Below are 19,652 nucleotides of genomic sequence, written 5' to 3' on the forward strand. Positions count from 1 at the left end.
TCCTTAAAGAGTGGTAAAGGAAGGGCAAAACTGCCCTTCCAATTTTAAAAGACTAGATATTAGTCTTTTTGAGCATTTTTGAATGCTGCAGCCATAGCGTTTTCGAACGCTGGCTCTTCTTTCTTAAGCTTCTCTAGTACTTCTTTCTCTTCTGCTTCGAAAAGAGCTTTAACAGATAAGCTTAAAGTGCGGTTCTTACGATCAACACCAACGTATTTCGCTTCGATTTCGTCGCCTGCCGAAACTACAGTAGTAGCATCTTCAACACGCTCTTGAGCGATATCAGCTACACGGATGTAACCTTCAACGCCTTCGATTAGCTCAACAGTTGCGCCTTTCGCATCAACTTCAGTCACTTTACCTTTAACAATAGCACCTTTTTTGTTTGCGTCCAGGTAGTTATTGAATGGGTCAGCTTCGATTTGTTTAACGCCTAGAGAGATACGCTCACGCTCTGGGTCAACTTGTAATACGATAGCAGTGATTTCGTCGCCTTTCTTGAATTCACGTACAGCTTCTTCGCCTGGCGTGTTCCAAGAAATGTCTGAAAGGTGAACAAGACCGTCAATACCGCCTTCAAGACCGATGAAGATACCGAAGTCAGTGATTGATTTGATCTTACCAGTAACTTGGTCGCCTTTGTTTTGTAGACGAGCAAATTCTTGCCATGGGTTAGCAATACATTGCTTAAGACCAAGAGAAATACGACGACGCTCTTCGTCGATTTCAAGAACCATAACTTCAACAGTGTCACCTAGTGAAACAACTTTTGAAGGGTGGATGTTCTTGTTAGTCCAATCCATTTCAGAAACGTGTACTAGACCTTCTACGCCTTCTTCGATTTCAACGAAACAACCGTAGTCAGTAAGGTTAGTTACACGACCAGAAAGCTTAGAACCTTCTGGGTAACGACCAGCGATAGCTGCCCATGGATCTTCGCCAAGCTGTTTAAGGCCTAGAGATACACGAGTCTTTTCTTTGTCGAATTTAAGAACTTTAACTGCGATTTCGTCGCCAACATTAACGATTTCTGAAGGGTGCTTAACACGCTTCCACGCCATGTCTGTGATGTGTAGTAGACCGTCAACACCACCAAGGTCAACGAACGCACCGTAGTCAGTAAGGTTCTTAACGATACCTTTAACTTCTTGACCTTCAACAAGGTTAGCAAGAAGCTCTTCACGCTCTTGTGAGTTCTCTGATTCGATAACTGCACGGCGAGAAACAACAACGTTGTTACGTTTTTGGTCAAGCTTGATTACTTTGAACTCAAGCTCTTTACCTTCAAGGTGAGTTGTGTCACGTACTGGACGAACATCAACAAGTGAACCAGGTAGGAAGGCACGGATTGAATCAACTTCAACAGTGAAACCGCCTTTAACTTTACCGTTGATAACACCAGTAACAGTCTCTTGCTCTTCACATGCTTTTTCTAAGCGGATCCACGCTTCGTGACGCTTCGCTTTCTCACGAGAAAGGATAGTTTCACCGAAACCGTCTTCGATTGCGTCTAAAGCAACATCTACTTCGTCGCCAACAGCAACTTCTAGTTCACCAGCAGCATTTTTGAATTGCTCAGCAGGGATTGCACTTTCAGATTTAAGACCAGCATCAACAAGTACGATGTTGTTCTCGATTGAGATAACAGTACCTTTAACGATAGAGCCTTGCTCTGCTTCAAAACCCTTAAGGCTTTCTTCAAATAACTGCGCAAAATTTTCTGACATTATACGTCTCTAAATAATTAAATAACCAATTAGCAACCATGCTGCATGGGGTTGTTAAAATAGCACTGGCTTCCTGCCGGCACCTTAATAAATTACTTTTAAGCTTTTGGAAGCTTTCCTGCAAGTACGGCTTCGTCGAGTAAAGTTACAACTTTATCAAACACTTGCATTGCATTAAGCTCGCTAGTATCGAGCTCAATGGCGTCTTCTGCAGGAACAAGCGGCGCAACTTCACGCGTCATATCACGGTGATCGCGAGCTTTTATGTCCTCAAGTAGACCACTTAGTGTAACATCAAGACCGCGTTCGTTCAACTCAGCAAAGCGACGACGAGCGCGCTCTTCAGCTGATGCGGTTAAATAAATCTTCAATGGTGCATCTGGGAACACAACTGTGCCCATGTCACGACCATCGGCAATTAAGCCGCTCTCAGTACGAAACGCACGTTGACGACGTAATAATGCTTCTCTCACCCGTGGTAATGCAGCAATTTTTGATGCCGCAGCACCCACTTCTTCGTTACGAATTGTGGTTGTGACGTCTTCGCCTTCCAAGACAATTTTAGAAGTATGCGTTTGACTATCGACCAAAAACTGTACATCTAAGTTTGCAGCTAGCGGAACTAGCGCATCTTCATTATCTAGTTCAATTTGATGATGAAGCGCTGCAAGTGACAGCACACGGTAAATCGCTCCACTGTCTAATACATCCCAACCTAATTTCTCGGCTAACAAGCGACAAACAGTTCCTTTACCTGAACCACTTGGGCCATCGATGGTGATTACGGGCATTGATAACGCCTGCATTTATAACCTCCTGCAATGCACACCAAAATAAAACCGCGATATTATACGCCAGTTCTAGAAATAGATCCGCATTTAGAATGTAACTTTTTATATTTTCTTCTGTTTTATTGACTTGAGACAGACTCTAGTACTTTGAAAAACGTTGGAAAAGTTTTGTATGTACACTTAGGATCGTTAATGGTTATCGGCTTTCCGCCAACGGCAACCATTGCAAAACACATGGCAATACGGTGATCGTTATAGGTATCAATCGCTACATCGTTAAAAGTGTCTGGTGGTGTAATTTCGATGAAATCTTCACCTTCAACCACTTCTGCGCCAACTTTACGAAGCTCTGTAGCCATGGCATATAAGCGATCTGTTTCTTTGACACGCCAGTTATAGATATTACGAATTGCCGTTTTACCTTTTGCAAAAAGCGCAACAGTGGCGAGTGTCATTGCCGCATCAGGGATTGCATTGGCATCAATATCAACCGCGTTTAGCTCGCCTTTACGAACCACCAGCTTTTCATCGTACCAATCGATTTTGGCGCCTACTTGCTCCATCACTTTGGCAAAACCAATATCACCTTGAACAGATGCCGCACCTACCCCGTTAATTTCAATTTCGCCACCTGCTATTGCAGCCGCCGCAACAAAATAAGAGGCGCTTGATGCATCACCTTCAACCATAATGCGCTCAAGTGCTTGATACTGCTGACAGCCTTTAACGTAAAATGTTTCGTAATTGTCATGGCTTACAGTAACGCCAAAGCGCTTCATTACATCTAGTGTAATATCAATGTATGGCTTTGATACTAGCGTGCCTTTAATGGTGATTTCTGTATCGCCATTAAATAATGGCGCTGCCATTAGTAACGCTGTTAAAAACTGGCTAGAAATGCTGCCATCAATTGCAACTTTACCACCGTTGATTTTGCCGCCTTTTATGGCCAGTGGTGGATAATCTTTATGCTTAAGGTATTCAACATCACCACCCAGTACTTGCAGTGCATCTACCAAATGGCCGATTGGGCGCTCTTCCATACGAGGCTCACCCACCAGCTGGTACTCGCCTTCTACAGCAGCTAAAACCGCTGTCAGTGGACGATAAGCAGTACCGGCATTACCTAAAAATAAAGGCTCACTCGGAGTTTTAAATTTACCTGCAACACCCTCTACGGTAGCCACTGTTTTATCTTCATTAAGCGATACATTCACGCCTAGAAGATTTAATGCACCTAACATGTGACGAATGTCATCACTATCTAGTAGGTTTTCAACAACTGTTGTGCCCTCTGCAAGAGCAGCAAGCAGTAAGATACGGTTTGATAAGCTTTTTGAGCCTGGCAGTGTCACACTACCATTTACCTTTGTAATCGGTTCAAGACGAAGCTGTTCCATAATTAGCTGTTCTCCTTGGCGAATTTTTCCATAAAATTAGCCAAGGCTTGAACACCTTCAAGTGGCATCGCATTATAAATGCTTGCGCGCATACCACCGACAATACGGTGACCTTCAAGGGCTAATAAGCCTGCTTCTTTTGATTCACTAATGAATTTATCATTCAGTGATTCGTCGTTTAGCCAAAACGGTACGTTCATACGCGAACGGCAATGTTTAGCAACTTTGTTGCTGTAAAAATCTGAGCTATCAATGTAGTTGTAAAGAAGTTCTGCTTTTGCGATGTTTTGTTCTTCCATCGCTTTAACGCCGCCGTTTGCTTCAAGCCATTCAAATACTTCAGCTGCTAAGTACCACGCAAATGTCGGTGGCGTGTTATACATGCTGCCTTGTTTTGCTTCTAAGGCGTAATCAAGAATACCTGGCTTGGCAAGACCTTCACGCTCAAGAAGTGTTTTGCGAATAATAACAATCGATAAACCAGACGGGCCGATATTCTTTTGTGCGCCAGCGTAAATAAGATCAAACTGATTTACGTCAAACTCGCGCGATAAAATAGTCGATGACATATCAGCCACAATCGGTGCTGATGGGTGTGACGGTACGTCAAAAATTTCAATGCCATCGACGGTTTCATTCGGACAATAGTGAATGTATGACGCATCAGCTGGTAATTCCCAGCTGCTTGCTGGTTTTATAGAGAACTGGCCATTTTGCTGCTCATCATCACGTACATTGATGCTTTCAACTGCAGTGAATTTTGCTGCTTCTGACGTGGCCCCTTTAGACCACACACCGTTTTCACAGTACACGGCTGGCTTATCATCAAGGTGAAGGTTCAGTGGTACAGCACTGAATTGACCACGGCCACCGCCGTGCATAAATAACACTTCAAACTCATCGCTAATATTCATTAAACGACGCAGGCTTGCTTCACATTTAGTGGTAAGCGCTAAAAAGTCGCTGCTGCGATGGCTAATTTCCATCACAGAGACACCTAAACCTTGCCAGTCTATAAATTCTTTTTGTGCTTTTTGCATAACTGCCGGCGGTAGCATTGCCGGTCCTGCACAAAAATTATACTTAGTCATTACTTTGCCTCATTCCAGTAATTATAGTGCGGATAAAAAAAGCGGCCGAAGCCGCTTTTTAAATCAATGTTATTCTGAAGGTGGGTTATCACCCGTTTCTTCAGTATTGGTATCGACTACTTCAACGGCCTCGCCTTCGATGGCTTCTAGCTCATCAACTTCGATTTCTTCGATACGTTGTAAACCAACTACTTGCTCTTCGTCAATAGTTCGTATCAAAATAACGCCTTGAGTATTACGACCAACCGTAGAAACCTCGTTTACACGGGTACGTACTAAGGTACCGCGATTCGAGATAATCATGATTTCGTCGTTATCGTCAACTTGTACTGCACCAACCACAGCGCCATTACGCTCGCTTACTTTGATTGATACAACACCTTGTGTTGCACGGCTCTTCGATGGGTAGTCTTCAAGTGCTGTACGCTTACCGTAACCGTTTTCTGTCACAGTCAAGATTGCGCCATCTGACTTAGGTACGATTAACGACACAACGCGTTGGTCGTCAGCCATCTTAATACCACGAACACCTGTTGCTGTACGACCCATTGGACGTACACCTTTGAAGCGGATTTCTGGGTTACCGTTTTCGTCTAGAACTGGGTTACCGTTTTCATCAACAACTGCTGACTCTTCTGCTTCTTTAAAGCGAACAACTTTACCAGCATCAGTGAATAGCATGATTTCATTCGTGCCATCAGTGATATCAACACCAATTAGGCTATCGCCTTCATTTAGGTTAACTGCGATGATACCGCTCGCACGTTGACGGCTGTATGCTGTAAGTGGTGTTTTCTTAACTGTACCAAACGCAGTTGCCATGAAGATGTATTTATCTTCTTCGTACTCACGTACTGGTAAAATAGCAGTAATACGCTCATCAGCTTCAAGAGGTAATAAGTTAACAATTGGCTTACCACGCGCTGCACGGCTTGCTAATGGTAACTGATATACTTTCAACCAGTATAAGCGACCTGCTGTTGAGAAACATAAGATTGTATCGTGGGTATTTGCAACTAATAGACGTTCGATGAAGTCTTCATCTTTCATCTTCGTTGCTGACTTACCTTTACCACCACGACGCTGTGCTTCGTAATCCGATAATGGTTGATACTTAACGTAACCTTCGTGAGAAAGCGTTACAACAACGTCTTCTTCATTGATCAGGTCTTCAAGGCTAATATCGTGAGCTGCTGCACTGATTTCAGTACGACGTTCGTCACCATATTGCTCTTTAATTTCTACTAGCTCGTCGCGGATAACTTCCATTAAACGCTCTGGGCTTGAAAGAATATGTAAAAGCTCAGCAATTAGATCAAGAAGTGTTTGATACTCGTCTAAGATCTTCTCATGCTCAAGACCTGTAAGTTTATGTAAACGTAAGTCTAGAATTGCTTGTGCTTGTTGCTCAGATAAATAGTACTGACCGTCACGGATACCTAAATCAGCCGCTAACCAATCAGGACGTGCTACGTTATCTTCACCTGCTTTTTCAAGCATTGCTTTAACAGTGCCGAGTTCCCAAGAACGCGCTGTTAGTGCCACTTTTGCTTCTGCTGGTGTTGGTGACTTACGAATAAGCTCGATAATTGGGTCGATATTCGCAAGGGCAATCGCTAAGCCTTCAAGCGTGTGAGCACGGTCACGGGCTTTACGTAAATCGAATACGGTACGACGTGTAACAACTTCACGACGGTGTACGATAAACGCTTCAAGCATTTCTTTTAAGTTGAAACACTTAGGTTGGTTGTTATCAAGTGCAACCATGTTCATACCAAACACAGTTTGTAACTGAGTTTGTGCATATAGGTTGTTTAAGATTACTTCACCAACATCACCACGTTTGATTTCAATAACGATACGCATACCGTCTTTATCTGATTCATCACGTAGTGCACTAATACCTTCAATCTTCTTATCTTTAACAAGCTCTGCGATCTTTTCGATTAGGCGTGCTTTGTTAACTTGATAAGGGATTTCGTGAACGATGATTGTTTCACGACCGGTTTTTTCGTCAACTTCGATTTCAGCGCGAGCACGGATATATACTTTACCACGACCGGTTAAGTACGCTTGCTCAATGCCTTTTTTACCATTGATAATCGCCGCAGTCGGGAAATCTGGACCTGGGATATATTCAATAAGGTCAGCAATTGACATATCAGGGTTTTGAATCAGCGCTAAACAACCATTGATAACTTCTGTTAAGTTATGAGGTGGAATGTTCGTCGCCATACCAACCGCGATACCCGAAGAACCATTTACTAATAAGTTAGGTACTTTAGTAGGTAATACGTCAGGAATTTGCTCAGTACCGTCGTAGTTCGGTACGTAATCAACCGTTTCTTTTTCTAAATCAGCTAATAATTCATGTGACATTTTCGCCATACGGACTTCCGTATAACGCATTGCTGCCGCAGAGTCACCGTCAACAGAACCAAAGTTACCTTGGCCATCAACAAGCATGTAGCGTAATGAGAAAGGCTGCGCCATACGAACGATGGTGTCATATACCGCGCTGTCGCCATGTGGGTGGTACTTACCGATTACATCACCAACAACACGTGCTGATTTCTTGTAAGGTTTATTCCAATCATTATTGAGTTCGTTCATTGCAAATAGAACGCGGCGGTGAACTGGCTTTAAGCCGTCACGTACGTCTGGCAATGCACGTCCTACGATTACACTCATCGCGTAATCAAGGTAGGAGTTTTTTAATTCATCTTCAATATTGACTGGCAGAATTTCATTGGCGAGATCAGTCATTTGATTTCACATTCCTTCAGTATTGACTCATTAAGAGGCAAACCGCCGTCTTAAGAGCTTTAGTTATTATTTCCAGACCATGCTATCACAATTTATTTAGATTTACAGGCGCTAAATCTTTGCGATTTATTAATTTCCCCCTATATAATGGCCTCAGATTAACGAGGAAGTTTTTTATGACCGAGCATCAAAATGTAGATAATGCAGAAATTGCAAAGTTTGAAGCCATCGCAGAACGTTGGTGGGACCGCGACGGAGAGTTCAAACCCCTTCATGAAATAAATCCTCTACGTTTGGATTTTGTCGCTGATAAAGTAGGCGGCTTATTTGATAAGGAAACCTTAGATGTTGGCTGTGGTGGCGGCATCTTAAGTGAAAGTATGGCGCGTATGGGCGCTAAAGTAACCGGTATCGATATGGGCCAAGAGCCACTTACCGTTGCTAAGTTACATAGTTTAGAAACAGGCGTACCTGTTGATTATATAAAAGTACCTGCAGAGCAATTCGCTGCTGAGCACCCTGCTCGCTTTGATGTAGTGACTTGTATGGAAATGCTTGAGCATGTTCCAGACCCTGCTTCTATTATTCGTGCTGTAGCAGACCTTGCTAAACCGGGCGCTGATGTGTTCTTTTCAACATTAAATAAAACACCAAAAGCCTACTTGTTTGCTATTGTCGGTGCTGAAAAGCTTTTAAAGATGGTGCCTGAAGGTACGCATGACCATAAAAAGTTTATCAAACCTGCGCAGCTTATTGCATGGGCAGAAGAAGCAGGATTAAAAGTACGCGCCAGTACCGGCCTTCACTATAACCCGTTTTCTAAGCAGTACAGCTTAAATGATGATGTAAGTGTTAATTACATCCTGCACTTTGAGAAACTAGCCTAATGAGTGGTGTGCAAACACCCTCTATCGATTTTGATGCGTTTATCTTTGATTTAGATGGCACACTACTCGATACCGCGGATGACTTAGGTGGTGCATTAAACCGCGTGTTAGCAGACGCCAATGTGGCGCCTGTTGCTGAGCATGTTTATCGCCCTGTTGCGTCTAACGGTGCAAATGCATTATTAGAAGTAGGGTTTGGGGATAAATGGCCCGAACTTGAACAACTCGCCTTGCGCCAGCAGCTTCTTGACTATTACGCCGAAGATATTGCTGTGCACAGTAAATGCTTCAACGGCATCGAACAGCTTTTAATTGCACTTGAGCAAAACAATATTAAGTGGGGCATTATGACTAATAAGCCCGGCTTTTTAACTGAGCCCTTAGTGCAGGCTATTCCCTCCTTGCGTGATGCAAAGGCAGTTGTGAGTGGCGATACATTAGCTGTGTCAAAACCATCACCGGATCCACTATTACACACTGCTGAGATCTTAGATGTTGCTCCAAGCCGTTGTTTATATATCGGTGATGCTGAACGTGATATTCAAGCAGCAAAAGCAGCCAACATGTATAGCGCAACAGCGTTATGGGGTTATATACCGAGTGTAGACGCTGCACTTGGCTGGCAAGCGGATTTTAATTGGCAAACGCCGATTGATGGTTTCAACCATATATAGTGTTATTTGATAACTGAAACACCATATGTTGTGATTTGATTTACTTTTGAGCATTCATTGATGATAAAAAAATCAGTCAAAATTTATTTTTCAAAACGGTAAATTTTCTGGATCTTTTGTTGATTTCTACAAATTTCGTCGTCTATGAATGTTCAAAGGTTAATGGTTACTAACACAATGCGCTTATCCAATAGTTATCCACAAATTGGGGCAATTCTATCCCTTGCAAAACAACTCAGACCACACTATCTTGTGATCTGCAATTTAAACAACACCAGATATTGTGGCTAAATGTTATTCAATTAGTTTATCTTGGTGTTGAATAATAATAATTACATTAAAGAATACCTTTGTCTTACAACTAAAATTTCCCAAGGAATACAGGCAAAACTATGAACCAACAGCTATCTGTAAGCAAACGTGACGGCCGTAAAGAGTCACTTGATCTAGATAAGATCCATCGCGTGATCGCTTGGGCCGCAGAAGGTCTAGAGAATGTGTCTGTCTCACAAGTTGAATTAAAATCACACATTCAATTTTATGACGGCATTCGTACCGATGACATTCATGAAACAATCATCAAAGCTGCAGCTGATCAGATCTCTAAAGATACGCCTGATTACCAATACCTCGCTGCTCGCTTAGCTGTATTCCATTTACGTAAAAAAGCATATGGTCAATTTGAGCCGCCGCGCTTATACGATCACATCACCAAATTAGTTGAAGACAAGCGTTATGATCAACACCTACTTGTTGATTATACCGAACAAGAAATTGACGAGTTAGATGCTTACATTGATCACAACCGTGACTTAAACTTCAGCTACGCTGCTGTTAAGCAACTTGAAGGTAAGTATTTAGTTCAAAACCGTGTTACTGGTGAAATCTACGAAAGTGCACAGTTTTTATATATCTTAGTGGCTGCAAGCTTATTCTCTGATTATCCAAAAGAGACACGCCTTGATTACATCAAGCGTTTTTATGATGCAGTATCTACATTCAAAATTTCATTACCGACACCTATCATGGCTGGTGTACGTACCCCTACACGTCAGTTCAGCTCATGTGTACTTATTGAATGTGGTGATAGCCTAGATTCTATTAATGCAACATCGTCTGCGATTGTTAAATATGTTTCGCAACGTGCAGGTATTGGTATTAATGCCGGTCGCATCCGTGCCCTTGGTAGCCCTATTCGTAACGGCGAAGCGTACCACACAGGTTGTATTCCGTTTTATAAGCACTTCCAAACAGCAGTTAAGAGCTGTTCACAAGGTGGTGTTCGTGGCGGCGCAGCAACGCTGTTCTACCCACTTTGGCACTTAGAAGTTGAAAACCTACTTGTTCTTAAGAACAACCGTGGTGTTGATGATAACCGTGTACGTCACCTTGACTATGGTGTGCAGTTCAACAAATTAATGTATAGCCGTTTAATCAAAGACGATTACATCACGTTATTTAGCCCATCAGATGTACCGGGTCTATACGATGCGTTCTTTGAAGATCAAGCGAAGTTTGATGAGCTATACATCAAATACGAGCAAGACGAGTCAATTCGTAAAAAACGTATTAAGGCGATTGAGTTATTCTCAATGTTTGCACAAGAGCGTGCCAGCACAGGTCGTATCTACTTACAAAACGTTGACCACTGTAATACGCACAGCCCATTCATCTCGACTGTGGCACCAATTCGTCAATCTAACTTATGTTTAGAAATTGCATTACCAACTAAGCCACTTAGCAATGTAATGGATGAAGAAGGTGAAATTGCACTTTGTACGCTGTCGGCATTTAACTTAGGTGCAATTGAGTCACTTGACGAATTAGAAGAGCTTGCTGAACTTGCAGTACGTGCTCTTGATAACTTACTTGATTTCCAAGACTACCCTGTTCCTGCGGCGAAAAACGCGACTATGGGTCGTCGTACGCTAGGTATTGGTGTTATTAACTACGCGTACTACTTAGCGAAAAATGGTAAGCGTTACTCAGATGGCAGCGCAAATGCCCTAACTCACAAGACATTTGAAGCAATTCAATATTACCTAATGAAAGCATCAAATGAGTTAGCGAAAGAACGTGGTGCGTGTCCTAAATTTAACGAGACAACGTATTCTCAAGGCATTATGCCGACAGATACTTACAAACGTGACCTAGATCAGTTCTGTGATGAGCCTCTTCACTTAGATTGGGATTCACTACGCGAAAGCATTAAAGAGCACGGTATGCGTAACTCAACGCTATCTGCCCTTATGCCTTCAGAGACATCATCGCAAATCTCTAACGCGACAAATGGTATCGAGCCACCACGTGGTCATATCAGTGTTAAAGCAAGTAAAGATGGTATCTTAAAGCAAGTAGTGCCTGATTATGAAAATCTTAAAGATAACTACGAGCTACTGTGGGATATTCCTTCAAACGATGGTTATCTACAACTTGTTGGTATTATGCAAAAATTCGTTGACCAAACGATCTCTGCAAACACTAACTATGATCCATCTAAGTACGAAGGCGGTAAAGTACCTATGAAGGTGCTATTAAAAGACCTACTGACTGCGTATAAACTTGGTGTTAAAACTCTGTACTATCACAACACACGTGATGGTGCATCAGACTCTCAAGATGAGTTAACACCAGAGGTAGAAGATGACGGTTGTGCAGGCGGCGCTTGTAAAATCTAATTAAATTAATAACATAACAAAAGCGGGCTCATTTGCCCGCTTTGTCCTGACTGTTTTTTGAGAAATCACTATGTCATATACAACTTTTAGCCGAAATCATAATAACCAATTACAAGAACCGATGTTTTTCGGCCAAACGGTAAACGTGTCACGTTACGACCAACAAAAGTACCCTATCTTCGAAAAGCTAATCGAAAAGCAACTTTCGTTCTTTTGGCGTCCTGAAGAAGTTGATGTAAGTAAAGACCGTCTTGACTTCCAAGCGTTACCAGAACACGAAAAGCACATATTTTTAAGTAACTTAAAATATCAAACGCTTCTTGATAGTGTACAAGGCCGTTCACCTAACGTTGCGTTATTACCTATTGTGTCTATTCCTGAGTTAGAAACTTGGATTGAAACATGGGCGTTCAGTGAAACCATTCATAGCCGTTCATACACGCACATTATTCGTAACGTTACGCAATCTCCTGAACTTATCTTTGACGATATCGTAAGCAACGAGAAGATCAGTGAGCGTGCTGATGCGGTAACTAAGTACTACGATGATTTAATTAACATGATTTCTGTTTACAACCTATATGGTGAAGGTAAACATGTGATCAACGGTGAAGAAGTTAAAGTCAGTTTATTTGACCTTAAAAAGCAACTTTACCTAGCAATGATGTCGGTTAACATCTTAGAAGCGATTCGTTTCTATGTAAGCTTTGCTTGTTCATTTGCTTTCGCTGAGCGTGAATTGATGGAAGGTAATGCAAAAATCATCAAGCTAATCGCCCGTGATGAAGCGTTACACTTATCTGGCACACAGCACATCTTGAACATTATGCAAGAAGGTAAAGACGACCCAGAAATGGCAATCGTTGCAGCACAGTGTCGTGAAGAAGCAATTCAGATGTTTGTTGAAGCAGCAGAACAAGAAAAAGATTGGGCAGAATACCTGTTCAAGGATGGTTCTATGATTGGTCTTAACAAAGATATCTTATGCCAATACGTTGAATACATAACTAATGCACGTATGACTGCGGTAGGCCTACCTACACAGTTCGAAAGTAAGAGTAACCCTATTCCGTGGATCAACTCTTGGTTAGTATCTGACAACGTTCAAGTTGCTCCACAAGAAGCTGAAATCAGCTCTTACCTTGTTGGTCAAATTGACTCTCAAGTTGATGCATCTGACTTTGGTGACTTCGACCTGTAATGAGCTCAAACAACACTGCAGAGGTTATCCTTGCAGGAACAGACAGCCAGAATCTTGAATTTGATTCTGGCTGTTCATCTCTCCTTGAATGCCTAGAACAACACAAAATAGATGTCCCCTACCAATGCCGTGAAGGTTATTGTGGCGCATGCCGTGCAAAATTAGTCGAAGGTGATGTGAGCTACAATCAAGAACCGCTTGCTTTTGTTAGAACTGGTGAAGTATTGCTGTGTTGTAGTAAACCCAATGGCAAGGTAAAAATTGAGCTTTAATGCCAAATAAGCTGACTCGTTTGGTAGAAATTTTCTTTATCTGACACACTCACCATTTGCTGATCAATCGTAACATCCCACTGCAGATTTTTAGTTAGATGACTCGCTAATTCCTCAATGAAGCTGTCATCAAACGCAATTAAATGACCATTATTAATAAGTTCCAACTGGTGCTCATTTTCTTTAAGCCAGTCGTTGTTTAAGGTTGTCACAACCCATAGTTCATCGACCCGCTTTGCAATTTTAATCAGTTGTAAAATATCTGGTTGGTCAACAGCAAGCCATGTTTGATAATGGTCATCAAGCGCTTTTATTGACACATCCGGTTCAGCATGACTGAACCTTGCATTCAATATGGCTGTTTCGTTGTGTGAAAATAAGCAATAACTTAAAAGCTTGAGTACAAAGTGTTGATAGCTTTCACGACGGTCACAAGCAGTGGTAAACACCTCTTTGTGATTACGATGCTCTCTTAAATCAGCAATAGTAAAATTTGCTTTGAATACCCTATTTTTATCAGACATAAAATTCAGCCATCTCAGTGTAACAGTCTCAGTATAGTGTATGGTGATAAAATCGCGACTTAGGGTTAAGGTATAGGTAAAGTTATAGTATAACGTTATTGCGATTAATATTTTCAGCGTTATAATATAACGCAACACTCAACAACAAACTTAGAAGTAGTAATGATGAAGCAAGTTTCAATTCTTTCTAGTGCTGTTGCCGCTGCGCTGTTTTCTCAATCAACAATGGCTGCTGTGATCACAGGTCAAGTATTAGATAAAAACCAACAACCTATCAGCAATGCTGAAATACATGTACACGGCAAATCACAAAGCGTTGTGACTGACAAACAAGGTCAGTTTAAAATTGATGTAGACAATAAAGGTCAGCTTCACATCAGTAAAAACAATTTCATCGATAAGCGTATTGCTATTAATGGCGAAGACCAAAATGTTGTAGTTACCCTTACACCAACCTCAGTTGAAACGGTTGTTGTTTATGCATCAGCGCTTCATAAAAATAGTCTTGAAATGATTTCGCCTGTGAATGTTTTAGCCGGTGATGAGTTAAAAGACAAAGCAAAACCGACATTAGGCGAAACACTAAAAGGTTTACCGGGCGTTAATGCTAGCTACTTTGGCCCAGTTTCATCAAGCCCAATTATTCGTGGTTTAGATGGTCCGCGTGTGAAGATCACCCAAAATGGCCTTGATAGCAGTGATGCATCTCGTATAGGCCCTGACCACGCAACATCAAATGACAGCCTAGCAGCAGAGCAAATCGAAGTACTTCGCGGCCCTGCTACTCTACTTTATGGCTCTGGCGCTATCGGTGGTGTGGTGAACGTTGTTGATAACCGTATTCCTACCGATAACATCGAGTCTTTAACCGGTGCTGCTCAATATACACACGATACAGTATCTAATACCAACACCTATGCTGCAAAACTTGAAACTGGTAACGATGGTTTCAACTTCCATTTTGACGGTACTAAGCGCAAAGGTCACGATTACGACACACCGAACTTTGAGCTTCCTGAGGAACATGAAGAGCACGAGGAGCATGAAGGTGAAGAACATGAAGAACACGAAACAGCTAACAGCGTAGAAAACACCTTTATTGATAGCCAAACAGTTAACTTTGGTACTAGTTACGTGGGCGATCATCTAACGCTAGGTGTGTCATACGGCCGCATCGAAACAGATTATGGTATTCCTGCTCATGAGCATCATCATCATGAAGAAGAGGAAGATCATGACGAACATGAAGGTGAAGAAGAGCACGAAGAATCAGTATTTGCACAGCTAGAGCAAGATCGCTGGCAAGGCTACATGAGCTATGCACTTCATGATAACTGGATTGAAAATATCTCACTACGCGTTGGCTACACAGACTACAAACACGCTGAAATCGAAGATGGTGCAGTGGGCACCGTGTTTACAAACAAAACAACCGAAGCACGTGCAACCGTTGAGCACAAGTTAGGCCTTTGGCACGGTATGGCTGGTTATCACTACACTGAGTCTGACTATGATGCAGATGGTGAAGAAGCCTTTACGCCAGCAAGTGTCACTAAAACAAACGCGTTATTCGTTCTTGAAGAGCGCCAGTTTGGTGATGTGACCATTGAGCTAGGTGCACGCCTTGAAGATTATCAAATCGATTCTGCTGTAAGCATGGCTGAGCATCATCATGATCACGATCATGAAGAGGAAGAAGAGCACCATGACGAAGAAGAAGCTGAAATAATTAACTACAGTGAAGATTTCACAAATCTAAGCTTATCTGCAGGTGCAATTTGGCAATATCAAGAAGGCCAAAGTGTTGCTCTGAGTGTATCACGTTCAGAACGTGCGCCGCTAAGTGCTGAATTACTTTCAAACGGTATTCATATCGCAACAGGTACTTATGAGCTAGGCCTTGGTTATCATATTGAAGATGGCGAAATTCATTTTGAGCCAGAAGATATCAAGCAAGAAACTGCAACTAACTTTGATTTAAGTTTCCGTCGTTTTATTGGTGACTTTGGTTACACAGTTAACTTCTTCTATAACGACATTGAAAACTACTACTACCAGCAAAATACCGGTTTAGTTTTTGATGAAGAGCATGGCTTAGAATCAGCAGCTGATGCAGATGAAGATGCAATGGCGGTTTACCAATTCACAAGTAAAGATGCGAAATTATACGGTATTGAATTTGACGTACATTATCAAGTGACGCCAAGTGCGTTAGTTAAAGTGTTTGGTGATTCAACAACGGCTAAGCTAAAAGATGATGAAGGTTACTTACCGCGTATTCCGGCTAATAAACTGGGTTCTGAATTACAGTACACAGTGTCTGATTGGAAGTTTAGCCTAACCGGTACTCATTATTTTGAGCAGTCTGACATTACTGCTTACGAGACAAAAACTGACGGCTATACCCTATTTGATGCATCAGCTAACTACCAACTTGACTTAGGTCCTGTTGATACACAGCTTTACATCAATGTTGACAACTTAACCGATGAACTTGGTTTCGTACACAGCTCATTCATTAAAGAAAAAGCACCACTACCTGGTCGTAACTTCAGCTTGGGTATTCGCGGTTATTTCTAATCGCTTTTAATAGTTATAAAAAAACCCTTTCACTTTTAAAGTGAAAGGGTTTTTTATTAAGCATAGAAACTAAATAGGTTAGCTATTAGCCTTTTTGTTCAATCTTCGCCCATGAATCACGAAGACCCACAGTTTGATTGAATACTAATGTTTCTGCTTTGCTATCACGACAGAAGTAACCTGTACGCTCAAACTGGAAGCCCTGCTCTGCTTGTGCATTTGCAAGTGACGGCTCAACTTTCGCATTTTCAAGAACCACAAGTGATTCAGGGTTTAGTGTTGCGTTAAAGTCTTCTGCTGCCGCTGGGTTTGGCACGTTAAATAAACGGTCGTATAAACGAACTTCAGCTGTGATAGATTCACTCGCTGATACCCAGTGAATTACACCTTTAACTTTACGGCCATCACTTGGGTTTTTACCCAGAGTTTCAGGATCGTAAGAGCAGAAGATAGTCGTAATTTCGCCGTTTTCGTCTTTTTCAACGCGCTCAGCTTTAATTACATAAGCACCACGTAAACGTACTTCTTTATCAAGAACTAAACGCTTAAACTTGTTGTTTGCTTCTTCACGGAAGTCTTCACGCTCGATATAAAGTTCACGAGTGAAAGGTACGTCACGGCGACCCATCTCTTCTTTATTCGGGTGATTTGCAACAGATAACGTTTCTACTTTATCTGCGTCATAGTTTTCGATAACAATCTTCACCGGATCAAGAACAGCCATTGCACGAGGTGCATGTTCATTTAGGTCTTCACGGATACAGGCTTCTAGCATGCCCATTTCAACCATGTTCTCTTGTTTAGTGATACCGATACGAGAACAGAACTCACGTACTGATGCAGGTGTATAACCACGACGACGTAAACCTGCAATCGTTGGCATACGTGGGTCGTCCCAGCCTTCAACATGACCATTTACCACTAAGTCGTTTAATTTACGCTTAGACATAATGGTGTACTCAAGATTTAATCGTGAGAACTCGATTTGTTGCGGATGACACTCAAGGCTGATGTTATCTAATACCCAATCGTATAAACGACGGTTATCCTGGAACTCAAGCGTACATAATGAATGTGTAATACCTTCTAGCGCATCTGAAATACAGTGCGTGAAGTCGTACATTGGGTAAATGCACCACTTGTCGCCGGTTTGGTGGTGATGAGCAAAACGTACACGGTATAAAATTGGATCACGCAATACCATGAATGAGCTTGCCATATCGATTTTAGCACGCAGTACACATTCGCCTTCTTTGAACTCGCCATTACGCATTTTTTCAAATAGCGCTAGGTTTTCTTCAACTGGCGTATCACGGTATGGGCTGTTTTTACCCGGCTCTTTTAAAGTACCACGGTATTCACGGGCTTGATCTGGCGATAAGAAACACACATACGCTAGGCCTTTTTCGATAAGCTCAACAGCATAGCCATATAGCGCATCGAAATAGTTAGATGAATACTTAATTTCACCATCCCACTGGAAACCTAACCACTGCACATCTTCTTTAATCGAATTTACGTAGTTGATGTCTTCTTTTTCTGGATTCGTATCATCAAAACGTAAGTTACAAAGACCTTGATAATCTTGGGCGATACCAAAATTTAAACAAATAGACTTTGCATGACCAATGTGTAAAAAACCGTTTGGTTCAGGTGGAAAACGCGTGTGTGTAGTCGCATGCTTACCGCTTGCTAGATCTTCGTCGATACGCGTTCTAATAAAGTTACTTGGGCGATTCTCAATTTCCGCCATAGGAGCATAATCCTCTGAATATTGCATGGTGACAAAACTAATGCATTATTACAAAAACAAACCCTAACATACAGTGGTTGCATCATGTTTATTGAAGATATTACGTCGATTGTTGAATACATAGTTCACAGACTGGACAAAATCGGTAAAAAAATTGTTCTAACGCAATAAAATGATCATTGACTAGCGATATAGTGCCGTCAGTTTCACTACCAATAAGGAAAAAAGATGGCTTCGCTCAATCAACATCGAGTCTATATTCCAAGCTCAGCACGTGCAAACCAGTATGTGTTAGTTGAATTTAAACCTACTGATGAGTTTTTTGCCCAGTTCACCAATGTGAGCTGTGCTTATAAGCGTCTTGCAAGGGAGTTATTTGCACTATGTGATGAGTATGAATTACATAATGTACACCTAATCGCCAACGATAAATTACCCGTGGTTCGTTACCATGATGAGGCATATAGCTTAGAAACCGCTAAGCAGATTTTGTTTTTCTATAACCCACAATACCATGAAGCACATAATGTATTTGCTGATGGTGAGCAAAAATGCAAAAAAATTCGTTTATTATTTTTAGCGACTGGTGAAGATATTCGCGCTCATGCGGCTAGTTTTCATCATAATGTGCAAAGAGTGATCAACTCATTACAAGAAAAGCTACTAAGCGGCCAACCACCTCTTAAAATTCGTGACCACCAACATCTAACTTATGATTTATTTGCTAAAGCAAAAGGTCACAAAGAAAGCTATGGCTATAAATTACGTAGCTTATACCCACGTTACCAGTCTCGCCAATGTCATGTGCCAAATGAACACAGTGAGATGACATACGCTGGGTTTTCGATTCCAGTAACTCGCGCCATTAAAACGCAATTTCAGCATATGTTGAATGAAGAGAATTATACGCAGTTTTATCAATACATCTTTGATGCATTCAAACGAGCATGTGATAAACGCGGATTAACACTCGGCGCTTTCATCGCTAACGGTACCCGCCCTATTGTTCGTAATAGCAATATTGATAACGCACAAAGTAACAGCGAACTGCAAAAGCTGACCTTTGATTGCAGCTCTGAGCAGGTGCAATTACAACAGTATTGGGATGCAGCTCAACTTGTAGATTCACTACATTTTGTGATTGCCGCAGCCGATAAAGACAAGCATGACATTGGTTATGGTAAGTTTATGAATCAAGTGCAAAGTGCGATAAATGAAGTTACTGACGAGCTGGCATTTAATCCGACTCGCCAAGATTTACGTGTGCGTTTTTATCAGCACATTAACTATCAATATTAAGAGTATAAG

14 protein-coding genes are annotated in these 19,652 nt (G+C 41.7%); 7 read left to right on the forward strand and 7 right to left on the reverse strand.

Annotated elements, in window-relative coordinates:
* Nucleotides 1-59: 59 nt before the first annotated feature.
* The 5 genes from rpsA to gyrA all read right to left on the reverse strand — a co-directional run bounded on the left by rpsA (nt 60) and on the right by gyrA (nt 7,775).
* Complete coding sequence (gene rpsA / locus IRQ78_RS04800; RefSeq protein ID WP_054551350.1) at nt 60-1,727, reverse strand: 30S ribosomal protein S1; 1,668 nt, start codon at nt 1,725-1,727, stop codon at nt 60-62.
* Between the two features lie 98 nt (nt 1,728-1,825).
* Nucleotides 1,826-2,533 (reverse strand): (d)CMP kinase, encoded by a 708-nt coding sequence (gene cmk, locus IRQ78_RS04805; RefSeq protein WP_058585079.1) that lies wholly within the window; start codon nt 2,531-2,533, stop codon nt 1,826-1,828.
* A 104-nt stretch (nt 2,534-2,637) separates the two neighbouring features.
* Nucleotides 2,638-3,918 carry a 3-phosphoshikimate 1-carboxyvinyltransferase gene (gene aroA, locus IRQ78_RS04810; protein WP_194441503.1) on the reverse strand — a complete coding sequence of 427 codons (1,281 nt, stop codon included), beginning with the start codon at nt 3,916-3,918 and terminating at the stop codon, nt 2,638-2,640.
* Between the two features lie 2 nt (nt 3,919-3,920).
* Nucleotides 3,921-5,009 (reverse strand): 3-phosphoserine/phosphohydroxythreonine transaminase, encoded by a 1,089-nt coding sequence (gene serC, locus IRQ78_RS04815; RefSeq protein WP_194441504.1) that lies wholly within the window; start codon nt 5,007-5,009, stop codon nt 3,921-3,923.
* A gap of 69 nt (nt 5,010-5,078) precedes the next feature.
* Complete coding sequence (gene gyrA, locus IRQ78_RS04820; protein WP_194441505.1) at nt 5,079-7,775, reverse strand: DNA topoisomerase (ATP-hydrolyzing) subunit A; 2,697 nt, start codon at nt 7,773-7,775, stop codon at nt 5,079-5,081.
* Nucleotides 7,776-7,951: 176 nt separating this feature from the next.
* Here gyrA and ubiG point away from each other — a divergent pair, with 176 nt between their 5' ends.
* The 5 genes from ubiG to yfaE all read left to right on the forward strand — a co-directional run bounded on the left by ubiG (nt 7,952) and on the right by yfaE (nt 13,487).
* Nucleotides 7,952-8,662 carry a bifunctional 2-polyprenyl-6-hydroxyphenol methylase/3-demethylubiquinol 3-O-methyltransferase UbiG gene (gene ubiG / locus IRQ78_RS04825; RefSeq protein WP_054551355.1) on the forward strand — a complete coding sequence of 237 codons (711 nt, stop codon included), beginning with the start codon at nt 7,952-7,954 and terminating at the stop codon, nt 8,660-8,662.
* The gene (locus IRQ78_RS04830; protein ID WP_194441506.1) at nt 8,662-9,336 is read left to right on the forward strand and encodes an HAD family hydrolase; all 675 of its coding nucleotides are present in this window, start codon (nt 8,662-8,664) and stop codon (nt 9,334-9,336) included. The genes ubiG and IRQ78_RS04830 overlap by 1 nt, the downstream gene beginning before the upstream one ends.
* Nucleotides 9,337-9,728: 392 nt before the next feature.
* Nucleotides 9,729-12,014 carry a class 1a ribonucleoside-diphosphate reductase subunit alpha gene (gene nrdA / locus IRQ78_RS04835; RefSeq protein WP_054551357.1) on the forward strand — a complete coding sequence of 762 codons (2,286 nt, stop codon included), beginning with the start codon at nt 9,729-9,731 and terminating at the stop codon, nt 12,012-12,014.
* 70 nt (nt 12,015-12,084) lie between these two features.
* Entirely contained in the window at nt 12,085-13,215 is a 1,131-nt protein-coding gene (nrdB, locus tag IRQ78_RS04840; protein WP_138619454.1) for a class Ia ribonucleoside-diphosphate reductase subunit beta, read from the forward strand.
* Entirely contained in the window at nt 13,215-13,487 is a 273-nt protein-coding gene (gene yfaE, locus IRQ78_RS04845) for a class I ribonucleotide reductase maintenance protein YfaE (RefSeq protein WP_194441507.1), read from the forward strand. Before nrdB ends, yfaE begins: the two co-directional genes overlap by 1 nt.
* On the opposite strand, the gene IRQ78_RS04850 is transcribed toward yfaE, so the two are convergent.
* A complete protein-coding gene (locus IRQ78_RS04850) occupies nt 13,484-14,011 on the reverse strand; it encodes a YaeQ family protein (RefSeq protein ID WP_194441508.1) in 528 nt (175 codons plus the stop codon). The two genes, yfaE and IRQ78_RS04850, sit on opposite strands and share 4 nt — an antisense overlap.
* Nucleotides 14,012-14,176: 165 nt before the next feature.
* Here IRQ78_RS04850 and IRQ78_RS04855 point away from each other — a divergent pair, with 165 nt between their 5' ends.
* Nucleotides 14,177-16,591, forward strand: coding sequence for a TonB-dependent receptor (locus tag IRQ78_RS04855; RefSeq protein WP_194441725.1), 2,415 nt, complete (start codon nt 14,177-14,179; stop codon nt 16,589-16,591).
* An 85-nt stretch (nt 16,592-16,676) separates the two neighbouring features.
* Here IRQ78_RS04855 and glnS read toward each other — a convergent pair whose 3' ends face one another.
* Nucleotides 16,677-18,344: a glutamine--tRNA ligase gene (gene glnS, locus IRQ78_RS04860; RefSeq protein ID WP_166340235.1), complete on the reverse strand. Its 1,668-nt coding sequence runs from the start codon at nt 18,342-18,344 to the stop codon at nt 16,677-16,679.
* Between the two features lie 228 nt (nt 18,345-18,572).
* Between glnS and IRQ78_RS04865 the strand changes: the two genes are divergently transcribed.
* A complete protein-coding gene (locus tag IRQ78_RS04865; RefSeq protein ID WP_054551363.1) occupies nt 18,573-19,643 on the forward strand; it encodes a DUF3083 family protein in 1,071 nt (356 codons plus the stop codon).
* Nucleotides 19,644-19,652 lie beyond the last annotated feature (9 nt).

This window comes from Pseudoalteromonas simplex (assembly GCF_015278155.1).
Lineage (GTDB): Bacteria > Pseudomonadota > Gammaproteobacteria > Enterobacterales > Alteromonadaceae > Pseudoalteromonas > Pseudoalteromonas simplex.